The 18968-nt window shown below is 35.6% G+C and carries 18 protein-coding genes, 1 pseudogene and 1 CRISPR repeat array (1 of these 20 running past the window's edge); of the genes and pseudogenes, 5 read left to right on the top strand and 14 right to left on the bottom strand.

The genetic code is table 11. The features are described 5' to 3' along the window. Positions 1–2484 (top strand): CoA-disulfide reductase, encoded by a 2484-nt coding sequence (locus tag ACFHWD_RS15875; protein ID WP_150357117.1) that lies wholly within the window; start codon positions 1–3, stop codon positions 2482–2484. Positions 2485–2554: 70 nt separating this feature from the next. On the opposite strand, the gene ACFHWD_RS15870 is transcribed toward ACFHWD_RS15875, so the two are convergent. The 7 genes from ACFHWD_RS15870 to larA all read right to left on the bottom strand — a co-directional run bounded on the left by ACFHWD_RS15870 (position 2555) and on the right by larA (position 9884). Next, positions 2555–3856: a pyrimidine-nucleoside phosphorylase gene (locus ACFHWD_RS15870; protein WP_179978566.1), complete on the bottom strand. Its 1302-nt coding sequence runs from the start codon at positions 3854–3856 to the stop codon at positions 2555–2557. A 13-nt stretch (positions 3857–3869) separates the two neighbouring features. Further along, positions 3870–5051, bottom strand: a complete 1182-nt coding sequence (gene deoB, locus ACFHWD_RS15865; RefSeq protein ID WP_179978567.1) for a phosphopentomutase — start codon at positions 5049–5051, stop codon at positions 3870–3872. A 99-nt stretch (positions 5052–5150) separates the two neighbouring features. Then, positions 5151–5795, bottom strand: coding sequence for a deoxyribose-phosphate aldolase (deoC, locus tag ACFHWD_RS15860; protein ID WP_150357120.1), 645 nt, complete (start codon positions 5793–5795; stop codon positions 5151–5153). A 142-nt stretch (positions 5796–5937) separates the two neighbouring features. Beyond that, a complete protein-coding gene (locus ACFHWD_RS15855; protein WP_150357129.1) occupies positions 5938–6333 on the bottom strand; it encodes a cytidine deaminase in 396 nt (131 codons plus the stop codon). A gap of 68 nt (positions 6334–6401) precedes the next feature. Then, complete coding sequence (locus ACFHWD_RS15850; protein ID WP_150357121.1) at positions 6402–7163, bottom strand: TIGR03915 family putative DNA repair protein; 762 nt, start codon at positions 7161–7163, stop codon at positions 6402–6404. A gap of 11 nt (positions 7164–7174) precedes the next feature. Further along, positions 7175–8461, bottom strand: coding sequence for a putative DNA modification/repair radical SAM protein (locus ACFHWD_RS15845; protein WP_150357122.1), 1287 nt, complete (start codon positions 8459–8461; stop codon positions 7175–7177). Positions 8462–8609: 148 nt separating this feature from the next. Beyond that, positions 8610–9884 carry a nickel-dependent lactate racemase gene (gene larA, locus ACFHWD_RS15840; RefSeq protein ID WP_150357123.1) on the bottom strand — a complete coding sequence of 425 codons (1275 nt, stop codon included), beginning with the start codon at positions 9882–9884 and terminating at the stop codon, positions 8610–8612. Positions 9885–10206: 322 nt separating this feature from the next. On the opposite strand from larA, the gene ACFHWD_RS15835 reads away from it, so the two are divergent. Together ACFHWD_RS15835 and ACFHWD_RS15830 are read left to right on the top strand one after the other, a co-directional pair. Then, positions 10207–11550: an amidohydrolase family protein gene (locus tag ACFHWD_RS15835; protein WP_150357124.1), complete on the top strand. Its 1344-nt coding sequence runs from the start codon at positions 10207–10209 to the stop codon at positions 11548–11550. A 342-nt stretch (positions 11551–11892) separates the two neighbouring features. Further along, the gene (locus ACFHWD_RS15830) at positions 11893–12201 is read left to right on the top strand and encodes a hypothetical protein (protein WP_150357125.1); all 309 of its coding nucleotides are present in this window, start codon (positions 11893–11895) and stop codon (positions 12199–12201) included. 152 nt (positions 12202–12353) lie between these two features. On the opposite strand, the gene ACFHWD_RS15825 is transcribed toward ACFHWD_RS15830, so the two are convergent. From ACFHWD_RS15825 to ACFHWD_RS15810, 4 genes and pseudogenes are all read right to left on the bottom strand, one after another. Further along, on the bottom strand, positions 12354–12509 hold the full coding sequence (locus ACFHWD_RS15825) for a hypothetical protein (protein WP_179978571.1): 156 nt from the start codon (positions 12507–12509) through the stop codon (positions 12354–12356). A 110-nt stretch (positions 12510–12619) separates the two neighbouring features. Then, positions 12620–12921: pseudogene (locus tag ACFHWD_RS15820) on the bottom strand (DUF3021 domain-containing protein). A gap of 238 nt (positions 12922–13159) precedes the next feature. Continuing rightward, a complete protein-coding gene (locus ACFHWD_RS15815; protein ID WP_179978572.1) occupies positions 13160–13504 on the bottom strand; it encodes an SdpI family protein in 345 nt (114 codons plus the stop codon). Positions 13505–13527: 23 nt separating this feature from the next. Continuing rightward, positions 13528–13851, bottom strand: coding sequence for a hypothetical protein (locus ACFHWD_RS15810; RefSeq protein ID WP_150357128.1), 324 nt, complete (start codon positions 13849–13851; stop codon positions 13528–13530). Between the two features lie 484 nt (positions 13852–14335). Between ACFHWD_RS15810 and ACFHWD_RS15805 the strand changes: the two genes are divergently transcribed. Continuing rightward, complete coding sequence (locus tag ACFHWD_RS15805) at positions 14336–14584, top strand: hypothetical protein (RefSeq protein ID WP_378062662.1); 249 nt, start codon at positions 14336–14338, stop codon at positions 14582–14584. Between the two features lie 197 nt (positions 14585–14781). On the opposite strand, the gene ACFHWD_RS15800 is transcribed toward ACFHWD_RS15805, so the two are convergent. Next, positions 14782–15135, bottom strand: coding sequence for a helix-turn-helix domain-containing protein (locus ACFHWD_RS15800; RefSeq protein ID WP_150357943.1), 354 nt, complete (start codon positions 15133–15135; stop codon positions 14782–14784). Positions 15136–15288: 153 nt separating this feature from the next. On the opposite strand from ACFHWD_RS15800, the gene ACFHWD_RS15795 reads away from it, so the two are divergent. After that, on the top strand, positions 15289–15648 hold the full coding sequence (locus tag ACFHWD_RS15795) for a cupin domain-containing protein (protein WP_378062661.1): 360 nt from the start codon (positions 15289–15291) through the stop codon (positions 15646–15648). Positions 15649–16303: 655 nt separating this feature from the next. Here ACFHWD_RS15795 and ACFHWD_RS15790 read toward each other — a convergent pair. Continuing rightward, positions 16304–18034 (bottom strand): cell wall-binding repeat-containing protein, encoded by a 1731-nt coding sequence (locus ACFHWD_RS15790; protein WP_179978574.1) that lies wholly within the window; start codon positions 18032–18034, stop codon positions 16304–16306. A gap of 87 nt (positions 18035–18121) precedes the next feature. Next, entirely contained in the window at positions 18122–18451 is a 330-nt protein-coding gene (locus ACFHWD_RS15785; protein ID WP_150357940.1) for a hypothetical protein, read from the bottom strand. Positions 18452–18865: 414 nt separating this feature from the next. Then, positions 18866–18968: a CRISPR direct-repeat array (repeat unit 30 nt; unit sequence ATTTAAATACATCTCATGTTAAGGTTCAAC); it runs 521 nt beyond the window's last position.

The raw sequence follows: 18968 nt of genomic DNA, 5'->3' as shown, positions 1-18968 counted from the left end.
ATGAGTAAAAAAATATTGGTGGTAGGCGGAGTTGCAGGAGGAGCGTCTGCAGCTGCAAGGCTGAGAAGATTGGATGAAAATGCCCAAATAATAATGTTTGAAAAAGACAATTATATATCTTTCGCAAACTGCGGTCTTCCCTATTACATAGGTGAAACAATCAAGGAAAGACAAAGACTCCTGGTTCAGACACCTGAAAGTATGCACGCCAGGTTCAATATAGATGTAAGGGTGAACAGTGAAATTACAGATGTGGACGTTAACAAAAACACAGTAAAAGTAAAAAACAAAAATGGAAAAACTTATGATGAAAATTATGATTATCTGTTATTATCTCCCGGTGCAAAAGCTATCAAGCCAAAAATTGAGGGTATAAACAGCAGTAAAATTTTCACTTTAAGGAATATACCGGACACGGATAATATAAAATCATTCGTTGATAAAAAAGGAGTAAACAGTGCCGTGGTGATAGGCGGTGGATATGTTGGCGTTGAAATGGCTGAAAATCTTAAAGAAAGAGGATTGAGGGTTACTTTAGTCGAGGCCGCGCCACACATTTTAGCACCCTTTGATTCAGACATGGCAGTCATGGCTGAAAAAGAACTTGTGGAAAACGGCATAGATCTAATATTAAATGACGGAGTAAAATCTTTTAAAGACAGTGAGGATAATATTGAAATCACCTTAAACAGCAATACAAATATTACTGCCGACCTGGCCATACTATCTATAGGAGTTACCCCAAATACTGATTTCATAAAAAATAGCAAAATAAAGCTTGGAACAAAAGGTCATATATTAGTTGACAGTAAAATGAGAACAAATATTGAGAATATCTATGCTGTGGGAGATGCTGTCGAAGTGACTGATTTCGTCAACAAGCAAAATACTGCAGTACCTCTGGCCGGGCCGGCAAATAAGCAGGGAAGAATAGCTGCAGACAACATAGCAGGGTTAAATTCAACATATAAGGGCACCCAGGGTACTGCAATAATCAAAATTTTTGGACTGACCGCTGCAAGCACAGGAAATAATGAACGAACTTTAAAGAGACTTAACATACCTTACAAAGTTATATATGTTCATCCGGCTTCCCATGCATCATATTATCCAGCTGCCCTCCCTATGTCCATAAAGCTTATATTCAATGAAACAGGTAAAATCCTGGGTGCCCAGGCTATAGGCTATGACGGTGTTGATAAAAGAATTGACGTTATCGCAGCTACAATGAGACTTGGCGGCTCGGTATCAGATTTGACAGAACTGGAACTATGCTATGCACCTCCATTTTCCTCGGCAAAGGATCCTGTAAATATGGCGGGTTTTGTGGCTGAAAATGTTCTTTCCGGTAAAGTTGATGTTATTACTCCAATGGAATTTTTAAATTATAATAGAGAAAATACTGTCCTTCTGGATGTACGTTCAGAAATAGAATTTAACAATGGCCATCTTGAGGGGGCTGTAAATATACCTGTAGATAATTTAAGAGAAAGACTTAACGAATTGGATAAAAATAAGGAGATCATTGCATACTGTCAAGTTGGCCTCAGGGGATATGTTGCGGCAAGAATACTTTCCCAGCACGGATACAGAGCTAAAAACATAACCGGTGGATACAAAAGTCTATCGATCTTAAACTATACTCCTGAAATACGTGATAAAAATATCAATAACTATCAAAAGCAAATTTTAGACCAGGATACACAAACTTTAAAATCCGAAATAGCTCTGGATAAATTGGATTATGACAAAAGCCTTGATGCATGTGGACTTTGCTGTCCCGGACCGCTCATGCAGGTCAAAGCAGCTGTGGATGATTTAACAGAGGGACAGATTCTAAAAGTGACTGCTTCCGACCCGGGTTTTTACGAAGATATAAAGGCATGGTGCAGGAGGACATATAACGAACTCATTGATTTAAGAAGAGATAAAAGCAATATCACTGCCTTCATTAAAAAAAAACAAAATAACAGAGTCGAGACAGAAAAACCTATAAAAGATATTCCACCTGTGAGGGACAACAAGACCATGGTAGTGTTCAGCGGTGATTTAGACAAAGCTATAGCTTCCTTTATCATAGCAAACGGAGCTGCATCCATGGGTAAAAAAGTCACTATGTTCTTTACATTCTGGGGATTGAATATTTTAAGGAAGAGTGAAAAAGTTCCTGTAAAAAAGGGTTTTATGGATTCCATGTTCGGATTCATGATGCCAAGGGGCAGTAAAAAATTAAAACTGTCCAAAATGAACATGATGGGTATGGGTACTAAAATGATAAGAAAAGTTATGAAAGATAAAAACATAACCTCTCTTGAAAACCTGATCAAATCAGCTTTAGACAATGGTATAGAGATAGTAGCTTGTCAGATGTCCATGGACGTTATGGGCCTTAAAAAAGAAGAACTCATAGACGGCGTCAAAGTAGGAGGTGTTGGCTATTATCTAGGTGAAGCTGAAGATTCCAATGTAAATTTATTTATATGATATTAAAATTTATCATGCAGAAAACGTACCTAGTTTATATAAATCAAATTCAGGTACGTTATTTTTGTATTTATTTCATAATAACCTTATGTATTAATACTGGCTTTTCAGCCCTGCTGCCGATAGTTATATTCTTGTAGATTCTGGTTTTTATTTCCTCAACATCCCGGCAATTAGAATGTATGGTTAAAAATTTTTCCCCTTTTTCTACCCTATCGCCAATCTTCTTATGAAGCACAAGCCCCACGGAGGGATCTATCTTGTCCTCTTTAGTAGCCCTGCCTGCCCCAAGAAGCATTGCCGATATTCCAATTTCATCGGCCACAATATTGGAGACAACGCCACTTTTCAATGCGGTCAGATCAATTTTATATTTTGCCCGTGGTAATTTTTTAGGGTTATCCACAATTGACGGATCTCCCCCTTGATTTTCAATAAAGGCCTTGAACTTTTCAAGGGCTCTGCCAACTTTTATTGATTCAATAAGTTTTCCTCTGGCCTCTTCCAACGTATCTGCTTTTTTAGCCAGAACCACCATCTCACTCCCAAGTGTCAGAACCAGTTCCGTAAGATCTTCTGGCCCTTCTCCCCTTAGTGTATCAATAGCTTCTTTTACTTCAAGGGCATTACCTACGGCAAATCCCAGCGGCTGTGACATATCTGAAATTACAGCCATGGTGTTCCTGCCCACACTGTTTCCTATCTTAACCATGGCAAGTGCAAGCTTTTCCGCATCTTTATCGGTCTTCATAAAAGCCCCCGCACCTGTTTTAACATCCAGTACTATGGCATCAGCTCCTGCCGCAATTTTTTTACTCATTATGGAACTTGCAATCAAGGGTATGGATTCCACTGTTCCCGTTACATCCCGGAGAGAATATAATTTCTTGTCTGCCGGAGTCAAATTACCCGTCTGGCTCATGATTGCAATTCTATCATCATTTACCAGCTGAATAAATTTATCCTTTGTAATTTCCACATGAAACCCATCAATAGACTCCAGCTTGTCAATAGTTCCACCAGTATGTCCCAGACCACGTCCTGACATCTTTGCAACAGGTATATCCAGGGATGCAACGAGAGGTGCCAGCACAAGTGTTGTGGTATCTCCCACACCACCAGTAGAATGCTTATCAACTTTTATGCCTCTGATCTCCGACAAATCCACAGTCTCACCAGATCTCACCATTGACATTGTAAGATCAGACATCTCTCTGGCACTCATATTCTGAAAATAGATCGCCATAGCCAGGGCACTTGCCTGATAATCCGGAATTGCTCCACTGGTATAGCCTCTTACAAAAAAATTGATCTCCTCCCTGCTGAGTTCCCCTCCATCTCTTTTTTTTGAAATTACATCCACCATTCTCATTTTTATTACCCTTTCATTTTAATTTGTTTAAGAAACTTTCCCCATATTTCGGTAATTGTACTTTGAAATTATCCGCAATTGTAGCCCCTACATCAGAAAATGTTCTGCGTACACCCAAGCTTTTTCCAGTATCAAATCTCTTTGAGTAAACAAGAAGCGGCACAAATTCTCTGGTGTGATCTGTTCCAGTATAAGTGGGATCATTTCCATGATCTGCGGTAATTATCAACAAATCATCCTCATTCAATTTTTCAAAAACCTCCGGCAGCCTTTTGTCAAAGTCCTCCAGTGCATTTCCATAGCCAACAGGATTGCGGCGATGTCCATAAGCTGCATCAAAATCAACCAGATTTATAAAACTGATACCGTGAAATTTTTCATCCAGCAGTGCAATTAATTTATCCATACCATCCATATTATTTTTACTTCTGACTGCCCGTGTAATACCTTCTCCATCAAAAATATCGGAAATTTTGCCGATTGCAATACAATCCAGACCGGCTTCCTTCAAGTAATCCATCACCGTTTTATCAAAAGGTTTCAAAGCATAGTCATGGCGATTCGGGGTCCTTTTAAAGGTATCCGCTGTTTTTCCTACAAAAGGTCTTGCAATAATTCTTCCCAAGACATAGGGCTCATCCTTTGTTATATCACGGCAGTACCTGCATATCCTATAGAGTTCATCAAGTGGTATGACATCTTCCTGTGCTGCAATTTGAAGTACGGAATCTGCCGAGGTATAGACAATGAGCTCACCGGTCTTAAGCTGTCTCTCCCCTAATTCTTTTATAATCTCCGTTCCACTGGCAGGCTTATTTGCTATGACCTTTCTTCCCGAAAATCTCTCTATTTTTTCAATTAACTCCTGTGGAAAGCCATTGGGAAAAACGCGGAATGGTTTGTCAATATATAATCCCATCATCTCCCAATGTCCCGTCATAGTATCTTTTCCCCGGGAAGCCTCCCGCATTTTCCCGAAATAAGCTTTGGGGAAGACAGCTTTTTCTATTCCTTTGATTTCACAAATATTAGATAATCCCAACGCCGACATATACGGCATATCAAGTCCATCTTTTTTCTCCGCAATATGCACCAGTGTGTTTACACCAAAATCACCAAATTCATTTGAATCTGGTGATTCGCCAATGCCCACCGAGTCCATAACTATGATATGTACTCTCTCAAATGCTCTCATTACAAATTCCCCTTTCATAAAGTAATTCTTAGGTTCATCTAAAACCTTCCCCATGGGGAAGGTTTTTCTTCAAGTGAATAATCTCACATTATAGAATAACTATCCTTTAACAATGGAAACTCCGGAACTCGTTCCAATACGATTTGCCCCTGCCTCAACCATATCAACGGCCTCTTCTCTGGTATGAATACCTCCGGCGGCCTTAACTCCCATATCATCCCCAACGGTACTGCGCATCAATTTTACGTCTTTTACTACAGCTCCCGCATTGGAAAATCCAGTAGAGGTCTTTACAAAATCCGCACCTGATTTCTCAGCTATCCTGCAGGCTCTCACTTTTTCCTCATCATTTAAAAGGCAGGTTTCAATAATCACCTTTACCAGCGCCTTTCCTTCTGCCGCTTCCACAACACTTCTAATATCCTTTTCCACATAAGCATCATTCTTATCCTTAAGTTCACCTATATCTATAACCATATCCAATTCCGATGCGCCATTTTTAATGGCATCCACTGCTTCAAAAACTTTTGCTTCAGTAGTGTTGGCCCCGAGGGGGAAGCCTATGACAGTACATACCTTTATTCCACTGCCTTTCAATTCCTCACCTGCAAGTTTAACCCATTTTGGATTTACACACACAGATGCAAATCCATACTGTTTAGCTTCTTTTGTCAGCTGAATGATCTGCTTTTTTGTAGTGTCCGGTTTTAGTGCCGTATGATCAATTATTTTAGCAATATCCATATGATCTCATAGTGAAAGTCGTACATTCTAAGTACCTCGCTTTCACTAAAACTCACCTCTTTCCCAATTCACAGTGTACAATCAATGATGCTTTTCATCATCAGTCTAAAATCTATAAGGATTGAACTCTGATGTCATAACTCTATGATAAATCCTTTTTGGTAAAAGCTCCAGGTAAAATTTCATTTAAAGTTTTAACAATATATTCTTTTTCATTTTTAGCAAGAATTATTTTCATATCCGGTAAAGCAAATTCAGCCATTACCTGCCTGCAGATACCGCAGGGCCAGGTATAATTATTTTCTGCTCCAGCTATGGCAATTGCCCTCACAGCTTCATGTCCTTCAGACACAGCCTTGAATATGGCAGTCCTTTCTGCACAATTGGTGGCTCCATAGGAAGCATTCTCTATATTACAGCCAGTGTATATATCCCCATCTTCAGTCAATACCGACGCTCCCACCTTAAAACCAGAATAAGGTGCATAGGCATTTTTTCTTCCCTGAAAAGCTTTTGAAATGAGCTTTCCATAATCGATCTCCATATTATCCCCTCCAGTACCATTTAGTTTTTTTAATACCTTAGAATCACTTGAGCTGCGACAAATCAATGCAGATCACTGCCCTGAAATTCCGTCATATATTTCCAGTAATGCTTTGGCATATTACTGCTACGGCATTTAAGGTTTCTCCTGTTTTTTATTTCAACTGTATTGTAAAACATTCTCCACAACCTTCTAAAATATTTCTCCTGGTCATCCGCTTTTGCCATCTGTAAATTGACCATGGGAATAATTTTGTATTCATGTGGTCTGTACACAAGTGCCATATCATGCGTTTTATCGTAAATTAAAAAATGTTCTTCAGCATACCTCTGGCAAAAATGCCCGGCAATAAGAGGAAGTACATAATTCCGGGGTTCAATTTGTGATACCAGTATATCACTGAAGATGGAAAATCTCAAAAATCCCTTTAGAAGATGGCTTTCACTTTTTAAGTATTTTACAGCTTTAAACAATTTATCCACCACCTCATCCCCAAACATACTCATAACTGAGGACCCGTAATGATATCCTCTCCTCAAAAACAAGAGCATATACATTTCTTTCTGAGACATACATGTCAAAAAAGCACATCTTAAAAATTCAAGGGCAGATTTTCCCATTTTTCTGGGTATTGAATTTATGACCCTTGTGGATTCCTTAAAATCCGTAACAATTTCCCTTACCGGGAAAAAGGTAGTCTGAAATTGAGCAGAAGATATGATATCCATAGGTATTTCTTTTTTATAATAGCTTTCAAACACACAGCACATGAACCCTTCAAAAGTTCCATCATATTTATATATAATATTTGATCTTTTGATCATCTGCATTCCCCCTATGCCAATGGAAGCTTATCAAAAAAAGACATCTGTTCATGCTTTTTTCCTAAAGTAAAATCTCTATAATATCTATCTACAGATCCTCTGGACATAAGCGCCCTTATAACTGCATCCCTTTCCGTATTCAGCCCCTCTATTGTATTTCCGGAACACAAAATGAAATATTGGGCTCTTTTGAGTACAACTCCTATTTTTTTGAGTGCTTCAAAATTCAGTAAAAAATTCCGCCTGGCAGCTACGATTCTCTTTGCACTTCTTATGCCAATTCCGGGTACTCTTATCAGTTTTTCATAAGACGCCCTGTTTACATCTATCGGAAAATACTCTCCGTGATTCAGTGCCCAGTTGCATTTAGGATCTATATATGGATTGAAGCTCTGATGCCTCCTATCCAAAATTTCATTTGCCCTGAAGCCATAGTATCTCAAAAGCCAGTCAGCCTGATAGAGGCGATGTTCACGTAAAAGTGGAGGCCTGGTATTCACCCGGGGAAGCAGTGAATTCTCAGCTACCGGTATGTATGCAGAAAAAAACACCCTTTTAAGTTTGTATTTCCTGTAAAGTCCTTCCGCCAGGTTCAAAATGTGAAAGTCAGTATCGGGGGTAGCACCTATAATCATCTGGGTGCTCTGACCTGCCGGTGCAAATTTATATGCATGTCGGTATCTTGCAGCATCTCTGGAATTTTGTACTATACAATCTTTAATATAGCCCATAGGTGTTAAAATGGAACCTTTTGACTTGTCCGGTGCCAGCAGCTTCAAGCTGTTCTGTGACGGAAGCTCAATGTTCACACTCATTCTGTCTCCCAAAATGCCAAGCTTATGTATAAGCCTGCTGTCAGCCCCTGGAATAGCTTTTACATGTATATATCCAAAAAATTTGTATTCATTTCTCAAGAGCTCAAGCACCCGAATCATCCGCTCACAGGTGTAATCAGGATTTTTAAACACTCCGGAACTCAAAAAAAGTCCCTCTATATAATTACGGCGGTAAAAATTCATGGTCAAATCCGCCAGTTCACGCGGCGTAAATGAAGCTCTGGGCACATCATTTGAACGTCTATTTACGCAGTATTTGCAATCATAAACACAGACATTTGTCATCAAAACCTTTAAAAGTGAAATACACCTTCCATCTGCCGAAAAGCTGTGACATATTCCACAGGCCACAGAACTTCCAATTCCACCAGTACCTGCCCTTCTATTTACTCCACTGGAAGTACAGGCCACATCATATTTCGCCGCATCGGTGAGAATTTTCAATTTATCAAAAACATCCACAGAACCACTTCCATTCTTTTCTCCATATTATCATAGAACATATGTTCTGTAAAGTAATTTTTTCCACTTTCCCATCATATTTGCTTTAACAGCTGCCATTGCCAGAAATCCCATTTCCCTGGAAATAAAATGGGATCCACAATTGTCTTTATTCTACAATTACTGCTGCCCCGTCCGGTATAACAGTAACTTTTGCATTTTTCCCCAGAATATCATAGGCTTTGTTCAAGGCCTCTTTCACAGTATAGGCATGAAGCATGTGAATATTTTTTACAAGCTCTGGATCACACATATCCGTAACCAGAATCACAGTAAATTCACTCAGTATCCTGGCCAGCATCTGTGACTCCCATTGATCCGGCGTGGTATCTCTTCTAGAAAGCCTGGAGACTTTTTTCAGAAACTCTTGAGGTGATTTCACATTTGCCAAATTGTCATAAAATGCCTGTCCGCCATGGCCGTCATTACAAGCAGCCACCATTATGATCACACCGCCCTTTCTGCAAGTGGCTTCAGCAGCCACCATACCTTTGACAGACTGATATATATTTTGATCCAGAGGATATCCTCCATTAGTGGAAATAACTATGTCGGCCTCCACCCTTTTAACCCTGGACAGCTTTCTGAAAAACTCACAGCCTTCTTCATGAGCCAGCCTGCTGTCACCTGCAAAGGCGTTTATTATTTTCTTGTTTTTATCCGTAACTACATTTATTATAAAAGCCAATTTTGCCTTTTTGGCAGCAGCTAACATATCCATATGAGTTGGATTATTTCGAAGGTTACCTGTTCTGGCATAAGGACTTGCTATAAATTCAGAACAATGATTGGACATAATGGTTTTTGCAGAGGATATTCCGGGAAGTATACTTTTTCTTCCTCCTGAAAAACCTGCAAAGAAATGAGATTTTATAAGTCCTTCCGCTATCAAAAGCTCGGTTTCAGCTGCTGTCTTATTTATCTCAAGATCCCATCCCGATGGAAAGGCAGCTATTTTAACCAATTTGCTTTTGTCCCGTGAGTCATGCACTATTATATTTTCATTCTCAACTATTTCTTTACCAAACTTGTCTACGAGCTCCTCCCTGGTTGTAGCTCTGTGAAATCCCGTGGCAATTAAAATTTTAATGTCAATATTGGGATTTACCTTTCTTATTCTCCCTAAAAGTATTGGCATTATGATCTTACTGGGAAGGGGCCTTGTATGATCACTGCTTATTATAACCATATTATTTTTGCCTTTTACCAGCTCCTCCAGTTTTGGAGAACCTATTGGGTTATCAAGGGCTTTTTCAACTATTTCATCCTCTGTAAGTTTCACTTTAAAATCAACTGGCTTTGGTTCAAGTACTGCAGCAAGATTCCTGTCATCGATTTCAACTTCAACAGTTCTTTTACTATAAGGCAATTTTATTATCGGCATCAATAAATCTTCCTCTCTATAATTTAATAAAATCATATATTTAAAGTAATACATCCTTCAATACTAAAATATTGGTACTATGGTACTACCACTTATAAGTTAATTTTATCATATGTACTTAAATTTTTCTATCCCTGATATTTTATAACCTTCACATCATTTTCAAATACTATTTGGACAAGCATTAATATTTAGTTCATTTGAAATAAAATATTAACTTTTATAATCTAATGTGCTAAAATAACACATAAGGAGATTATCATAATAATTTCTTAATAACATTTATTAATTCAAAAGAGAGAATTAAGAAAGGGCGATTGTTATGGACAAACAAAATAATATTTGTGCTTTTATCAACTGCAATATAATCGATGGAAAATTTGAGAAAGACATTGTAAAAGAAGGTGTAATATTAGTAGAAACTTCTGATGGTGCAGGTAAAATAAAATCTCTTGGAAATAAAGATGAAGTAAGTATCCCCAAGGATTGCAAAATTGTAGATTTAAAAGGTAAATATGTACTTCCAGGGATTATAAACGCCCATGTACATCTTTTTGGAGATGGAAATCCGAATTCACCGGAACAAGTTAAGAGAACTCCTGATGAAAATTTGGAATACATGAAATCTTCTCTTGGAAAACATTTAATTAAAGAAACCATGAAAAAAAATGCAATGGCAGCACTTCACGCCGGAGTAACCACTTTTCGAAGTGTAGGAGATCCCTTCTATTACGACTTAGAAGTAAGGGATGAAATAAAAAGCAGCAATGAAGTGGGACCTACAATGTTATGTGCAGGACCTATGATATGCATAACTGGAGGTCACGGATATAAATTTGTATCTGAAGCCATAGATTCACCTTGGGAAGGAAGAAAAAAGGTGAGAACCCATGTATACAATGGAACTGACCTGATAAAAATAGCCAATACGGGTGGAGTAACTGATTCCAAAAAAATAGGTGAAGCTGGAAGGGCAGAAATGACCTATGATGAAATTGCAGCCATATGCGATGAAGCACACAGAGCAGGCCTTCTTGTAGCAAGTCACTGTCAAAGTACCAAAGGATTAAAAGAGGCTCTAAGAGGCGGAGTAGATACCATAGAGCATGGTGCTGAAATGGATGACGAGGTAATATCCCTATTCAAGCACAATCCCAATTCTTTAAGAGGATATAGTTCTCTTACCCCTACATTCCTCACTATATATTATATAGCAAATCTCAGTACAGAATATACCAAGCTAACTGACGTACAACTTGCCAATGGAAAAATTATAGAAAAACGTATGATCTCAGGCTTCCAGACAGCACTCAAAGAGGGAATCAAACTGGCACTGGGTACTGATGCTGCCATGCCTTACGTAACTCATTACGGTACATGGAAAGAATTAAAGCTTGATGTCAAATATGGAGCTACAAATAAGCAGGCCATAATGTATGCAACTAAATCCAACGCTGAAGTTTTAGGTATAGATAAAGAAGTTGGCACTCTGGAACCTGGAAAATTTGCAGATTTTATAGCAGTTGACGGAAATCCTGTTGAAGATTTGAATTACTTAGGCAATCCATACATGATAGTTAAAAATGGACAAGTTTTGGATAAAACAGATAAATATATCATACCTGAAGTCGAAAATATGATAAAAGGACTGGATAAGGAAATGTAGTTATAAAAATCAGCTATTTTAAGTGCCTAAAGTAAAATGAGTAGAGCTTATATCGAAGCTTTGCTCATTTTTTATTTATCTAGATTCTGCCATTTTGTTAATACTCCCTACTCCCAAAGTGGAAGATAGGCACTGCTGCACACCTGAATAAGGCGATTCTTAGGTTCACAGTGATTTGTTTATCAGCCTATCGGAAAATTTTTCTTAGAATCTCCAGATAAAGCGCATCTTCATAGAATCTACATATTAATTATGTATTATTAAATAGAAAATAATTATCAAATTTATAATATATCAAATAATTGGAAAAATTAATTATGTATAAGTGAGGGATAATAAATCATGTTAAAAATTGAAGATAAAGCTTTAAATTATGCTGGGGACAGAAATCTGTGTTTTGTAACATCTGTTAAAAATACATCAATAGACTGTGATTGTGGAAATGTCCATAATAATGTTAAAACTGTTAAAATTAAAGTTCTATTCGAAACCGAAGTAGCAGATAAAGAGCTGTATAATATTTATGAATATAAAGGCATAAAATTATTTGTATTAAAAACTTTAAACATCACAGGTGACATAGACATTTATCAAAAGCCAAAGGTTCTTTTCATGAGACCAAAATTCGGACTTAAAGGTATTACAGCCTGAAGGAAATACCCTCCATTTTCATAAATGCATCCCTAATGGAACAGGCAGCTTTTTCAGCTGCCTTAAAAATCTATGCTTAGTAATAGGAAGTTTTTTGTTTCAGATCAATTATCTAAATTGCTTTGATCTTTATAGGAGTATATTTTGCTGTACTAATTATCAAATATGTCCTTATTATAAGAGAAGTTGCACGGTTCACCATCACAATTTAAAGCTACATCGTCATATTCTCCTGCAAATATAACCTTTTTATCTATAACATCCTCATATAATCTTTCTTCAGCTTTAAAATCTCTTTCATTTTTCATAATTCATACCTCCATTTATTTAATAAGAATTAACATCCACTAATAATCTTTATCAACTAATTATTATTATAGCACAAGTTACCAATTAGTCAATACTTTTTTAATATATTTTATTTATTTTCTAATTTATCATTTATCTGTTTGATTCTGTGTTTCCATACACTATACTGTATTATCCATATTGCAACGTACATTGCTAAAAATATGATGAAGCAACCTACAATTCCAGCAAATGTGTGTTCCTGCCAGTGTGAAAAGTAGGCAATGGAAACATTGTAATGGAAGTTATAATAAAATGCATAATTGATTGTTTGAGAAAACTCCAATCATCATTTTCCCATATTACAGAACCTGCACCCATAACAGCACTTAAAAGGCCTGACAGGGTAAACTGCAGGATGACTGCATTTATCTGAATACATTCTTCAAAACTCTTAAAGATTAGTTCTTATCAAATAATTTAGGATATATGTACAATATACATCCAATTATTACAGAAACTATAATATAATTAATCATATTACCCTTTAATTTAATGATTTGAAACCCTATAAAAAGTACCACAAATATAACAATAAAATTCATTACTCCAAGTAACCTTTCCTTTTTGATATAATCATCTCCTTATATATTGAAAATATTTTTATAGATTAATATCGGTTCCTTTTGCTTCCATCTTTATTAAATAATTTTCTTAAATATATTTCATCAATAACTATCATGACTACAGCACCTGTCAATAAAAATAATAGCTGTACCTTTCCGTTGTTAATACCCAGCGGTTGAATAATCGCCCAGATTCCTAAAATGCCATTAATACACCCAAATAACATCATACTAATTCCACCGCATTTTTGGGACACATTCCAGGTATCCTGATTTTTCATTGCAAAAGGTGTTCTATAACCATAAGTACTATTTATATTTTCCGGCGGATACTTAAATAAAATAAAACCAAATAGGATAGAAAATATACATACTCCCAAAGAAATCATATACCTGCCTCCAATCAAAATATCTATGCTTCTCCATAATCTTTAACAAAATATAAAAATCCTATTTTTGTAACTTTATAATTGATTATTACATTTCCTGTTTCTATATCATATAAGTTATTACCAGTAATAGTATAGATCATAGCATTTTCTTTATCTAGCTTACTTTTATCCATATTATATTGTCCCTTATTAATGTGTACAGTTCCCTTAAATGCTCTAATTGGATGTCCTGTTACAAATACATGAGTTCTAACAGATAAAAAAGGGGAAGAATGAATCAAGATAAATACTCCAATGATTATCAAAATGGCTATTGTTGTAATCTCTTTTTTTAAAAAATTCATTTTAATCTCCTTTTATATTTAAAATATTGTTACAATTTAATTTTAGCATATTTAAGGGTCACAGTAAAAATTTATGTGGCGCAGATTTTCCATCAATATGAATACTATTTCTTCTTGAACTTATACCTGTATCTTTTGGTATCCCTGCTTTCAAATATCATATTATCTACATTATTCTTTTGATTGTAAAAGAATTAACATTGATAAGGAATTAGCACCCACAGATGATTTAGAAAAAGAAATTATAACTATTTTATCTCATAAGAAAATTATTATAGTTAATCCTAATTCACCAATAGAGGCTTTCCCTGAATTAGAGGAAGATCCTTTTCCTATAATTTATTATATATACTATGTTAATTATTTTCTTAATATAGATTTTTCAAATAATAGTAAAGAGAAAATTATCAGTGATATAATAAATCCATCTGAATTTACTAAAAATAACAGTGAAGAAGCATTCAAAATTTGGAGAGACATTGCATTGTCCGAGTGTTTGGAATATCTTAATTTTCAAATGGATAGTGTAAGATTTGATTTTAACCCCGGTAAAAAAACAATAGCTGTATTTAATGACTTGCTTGATAATTTTTCGGTTTCACAAATTTATGGAATAATTTATAAAGCTATAACTAACGCCACTAAATTTTGTCAAGAAAGTGATATTTCAAAAAACAGGCAGCAAATTCAGTTATTGGTGATTGTCAAAGATATGTGGAGAAAGCATTGCTAAATAAATGGGATTTAACAAAATATCATAAACTGAAAGATCTTCCTCAAACAATAATTAGTGAATTCTTTTTCAATAGAATAGTGAAGATAGGAAGTTTAGGATTTGATATGCCACCTATGATGCTCTAATTCAAAAAAAATAAAGCCCCGTTTCTGGGGCAATAATTATTTCTATGTTTAAATTTTATGTCAATAAACCTATAGCATATATTTTTTGCCCCAGATGCATAATTCAGTTAATATATTTTCTAATGATCTTCCCCTATCAGTAGGTATGTATTCCACTTTAGGCGGAATTGTTGTATAGGGGATTCTTTCAATAAGGTTATCCATCTCGAGTTTTTTTAATTCCTGTGATAATATTTTATGGCTTATATTTGGAATAGACTTTTTTAATTGCCCATACCTTATTGGTTGTCTCTTTAATATATACCATAATATTATTGCTCTCCACTTACTGCCAATAACGGTCATAGAAAATCCTAGAGAACATTTGAAGTCTTTTTGTCTTTTTTCCTGATCTTTAAATTCTTCAATTTTAGTTTTATCCATTTTTTTATTCTTCTTTCTAAATAGTAAGTATATGATAAAAAAGTGCGTACTTGTACATACTGTCTAATAAAATTAGAATTTACTTCGTAACAATACCTTATATATATTATAACTTATAAAATGCTTTATAAAAAGTTTAAAGGGGATGTTTTAATGGATAAAGTCAACGTTTATGAAAAATTAAATCTTTTTAATGAATACTGGAGTCCCAAAATTCTAGGCGAAATTAACGATTCCTATTTGAAGGTTGCTAAATTTAAGGGTGAGATTTTATGGCATAATCATGAAAACGAAGATGAAATGTTTTATGTTCTAAAAGGATCATTGATTATTAAGTTTAAGGATAAGGATGTTACTTTAAATGAAGGAGAATTTCTCATTATTCCCAGAGGAAATGAACATATGCCTGTTGCTAAAGAAGAGGTTCATGTAATGCTAATTGAAGCAAAAACCACATTAAATACTGGAGACGTAAAAAATGAAAGAACAGTTGAGGAACTTGATAGAATTTAATGCAATCAATTTTCGTTTTATGACCTAAAAGAGTTGCCCCAGACCTGGGGCTAAAACTATTACGTTGGCTGTGCCGTATTAGTCGCCTCTTGCGCAGAAGCCGCAATACTCTGCATATCAGCAACCTTCTTTTTTAATTCTTCATTCTCTTGTTATAATTTTGTTTGGTACTATGTCAAGAAAAAGCACAAATTAAAATAGGAAAATTCTAAATAAGCCTATAAACTTTAACTTGCAATTGATTCATTAAATTTTGCAGTCTTTCTATATACTTTTTCAAACTTGTTTGATGACATATAATTGCAGTGGCTGTGAATCCTTACAGTATTATAATTTGAAAGTGTCTAAGCTATAATTTTTTGTGAGTATAAATCCATAATACTTGCAAGGTATACAAAACCTGCATTAGTCCAAAGATTGTAATATCTGTACACCATACTGCATTTGGTGCAATAGGGTTAAACTGCCCATTTAAAATGTTTTCCAGCTTACTGCTGAAATCAGAATTCTTTGTAGTAATAGTAAGGCTTTACATATTGAGCCTTAATTCCAAACTAAGGGGTTCTAATCCGATTATTTGTATAAATACTATAATCCACACTACCACCCCATGTTTTAATACATTTATTATATGTATATAAACTTGCATTATACCTTAGTCTGCTAACTTATCCATGACTTCTTTCGGGAATACCCCCGTACCGCCCAATACATATGCATTTTTAAATCCACTAGATTTAATATAATCCTTCAAATCCCCCATATTAGAGCTGCCTGATACATCTGCGAGAAGTATTGGCGAATCTTTGCTAGCAGATAACACACTTCCTGTTATGGCATCTGGAAAATCTAATCCATTTACTACAGTGAAAACAGCATTCCCAAAGTCAAAAGCCTTTGCAATTGCTAAAGAAGTACCATATCTATCTTTACCAGCTATTCTTGGAGTATTTTCATCAGATAGACCGGTAAGTTGCTTAACCTCGTTTCTAACATTTTCACTTACAGAGCCAGTGCCGCCAACAAAATAAATCTTTTCTGGCTTCTTATCCCCTATATATTTCTTAATATAATCTGCCAGTTTATCTTGTTTAGTTATCATTATAGGATATCCATTTTCTGCTGCAACAGGCGATATTGACAGTGCATCTGGGTAGTTATCCTCATTTGCTATAACTATTGGTGTCCCAACAGCAGGTTGTATTGTATCAACTATCTTACTTGCAGTTTCCTCTCTATTAGTACCAGCTAATCTTATGATATTATACCTATAACTAAACCTGTCCAGAAATTCCTGAGAAATTACACCATCACCACCAAGTACATATAAATTTCCGTCTGAATTAAGACACCTAGTTATATACTTAGTTATCTCCACCAAATCTTCCTCACTGTCTCCCAAAAGCAGTATCGGTGCATCTAGCTTCTTCGCTAAAGTTGCACCAGCAAGACTGTCTGGAAAATTCTTACCGCTGGCAACTATTATATTATCTACACTATTTGTTCCAGAGTATTCCTCTGCAATACTTACAGCTGTTTTATACCTATTATCACCTGCTAATCTGGTAAAGTTTATTGTACCGCCGACTGGCACATCTCCACTTTCCCCTGTATCTGAATTGCCACCTGGCGTACTATCTTCATAAGGACTATACACTGGATATTCCCCTTCTCCTGCAATACTTCCTGGTATAAATCCTTCCTCTGATGAATCTGGGTAGTTGTCTTTTGTAGGTTTTCTACTATGTGATAGTAGAGGATTCAATTCATCATCAGAGTTATATATCATAAACCTCAAATACGGAAGCTCACCAGTGTCTGACTCATAGACAAACGAGCGGTTGCTAAATCCTTCAGCTACTTCTCCATCGACAAAAATTGCATATGAAACAACTCTCACACACTGCACATCACTGTTATGCTGAAGAAAATCTACATAAGTTGCATACATCCTTCGTACCTCATAGTACGTATCATAAACCTTTCCATTTGCAGTAAATTTATATCTATAAACTTTACCATCAAGGTTTAACTTTGACACATCTATAAACTTGTGCCTAACACTGGCAATTATATTATCTGAATAACTATCTGTATATTGCCAATTAACCTTATCGGTCAATAAATCACTGTCATCAGGCACCTCGATATAATTTGTTGGTTCAGTTCCAAGACCTGGTAATACGTTATCTGGCTCTGTTATGTCCGATGTTATCCATCCTGTGTTTGTCTTTTTAGGTGCTATCTGCGCATCAACATCTCCATTTGAAAGAGTAAATGCCTTCACAGTATTTCCACCTAGCATAAAACCATCTCCAGCACCAAACAGCATACTCCATAATATTCCAACCGGCAGTAACATACTCATAATTTTTTTCCTATTCATTATAATCTCCCCCATCTATTTTTATCATCACGCTGAAACAAACTTGCCTATGTTGGATATTAAGCGTCTGTTTATAAATATATCTATTTAATCATCTGATGTCAAACTATCTATGTAATTATCTATATACTTAGAGCATTCTTCCTCTGTTGTATATCCCAAATCCAACAGTACACTATGATGCCCATACAGAAGTACACAATCTCCAACGTAATCTTTAATACACAGACTTCCCTTATAATCCTTCTCATATAGTTCTTTACATCGCTGATGAGCATCCTTTAGTGTTGTATTGTCATACCACCATTTAAGCAATAGGCTTACTCGACTATCTCCATTGTGCAGGGCAAACCCTACGCAAGTATTAAACTCTTCTGATGTCATCTTAATAAACTTATTTCTCCGATTGCCATTCACAACAAATCCTTTACTTGATACTAGAAGTTTAGATTATTATTCTGCCAAGTAATACTATACAGCTTTGATTACTTTCCATCCATAACACACTCATTAATTCTGGTTTACTTTATTCTACTAGTATGCTTAAATGCAATGGGTTACTATTTTTTGATGGTATGCCAACCAGTTATGGATTACTAATATTTCTTAGCTAATTATTTTAGTACGTTATTCCGACTTGATTTTCTTTCCATTTACAACAAAACCTTACTAGATTATATAATATTACTAGCGATATCCCCACAACTGAAACTACAGTACAATTCATATTCAATTTTGATGCTATAACTGTGACAAATACTACTACAGTTATCCTAAACAAGGGTCGTATAAATGGATTGGTAATCCCGGATTTTCTGTACTATCAATTATTATTTAATACATCTCATGTTAAGGTTCAACTTTGCCAAAGATGGTGGAACAATAAATTTGGATGGCCAATTTAAATACATCTCATGTTAAGGTTCAACCAATT

It is taken from the genome of Clostridium sp. MT-14, assembly GCF_042436595.1.
Taxonomy (GTDB): domain Bacteria; phylum Bacillota; class Clostridia; order Clostridiales; family Clostridiaceae; genus Clostridium_B; species Clostridium_B aromativorans.
This window is presented reverse-complemented; position numbering and strand designations above follow the sequence as displayed.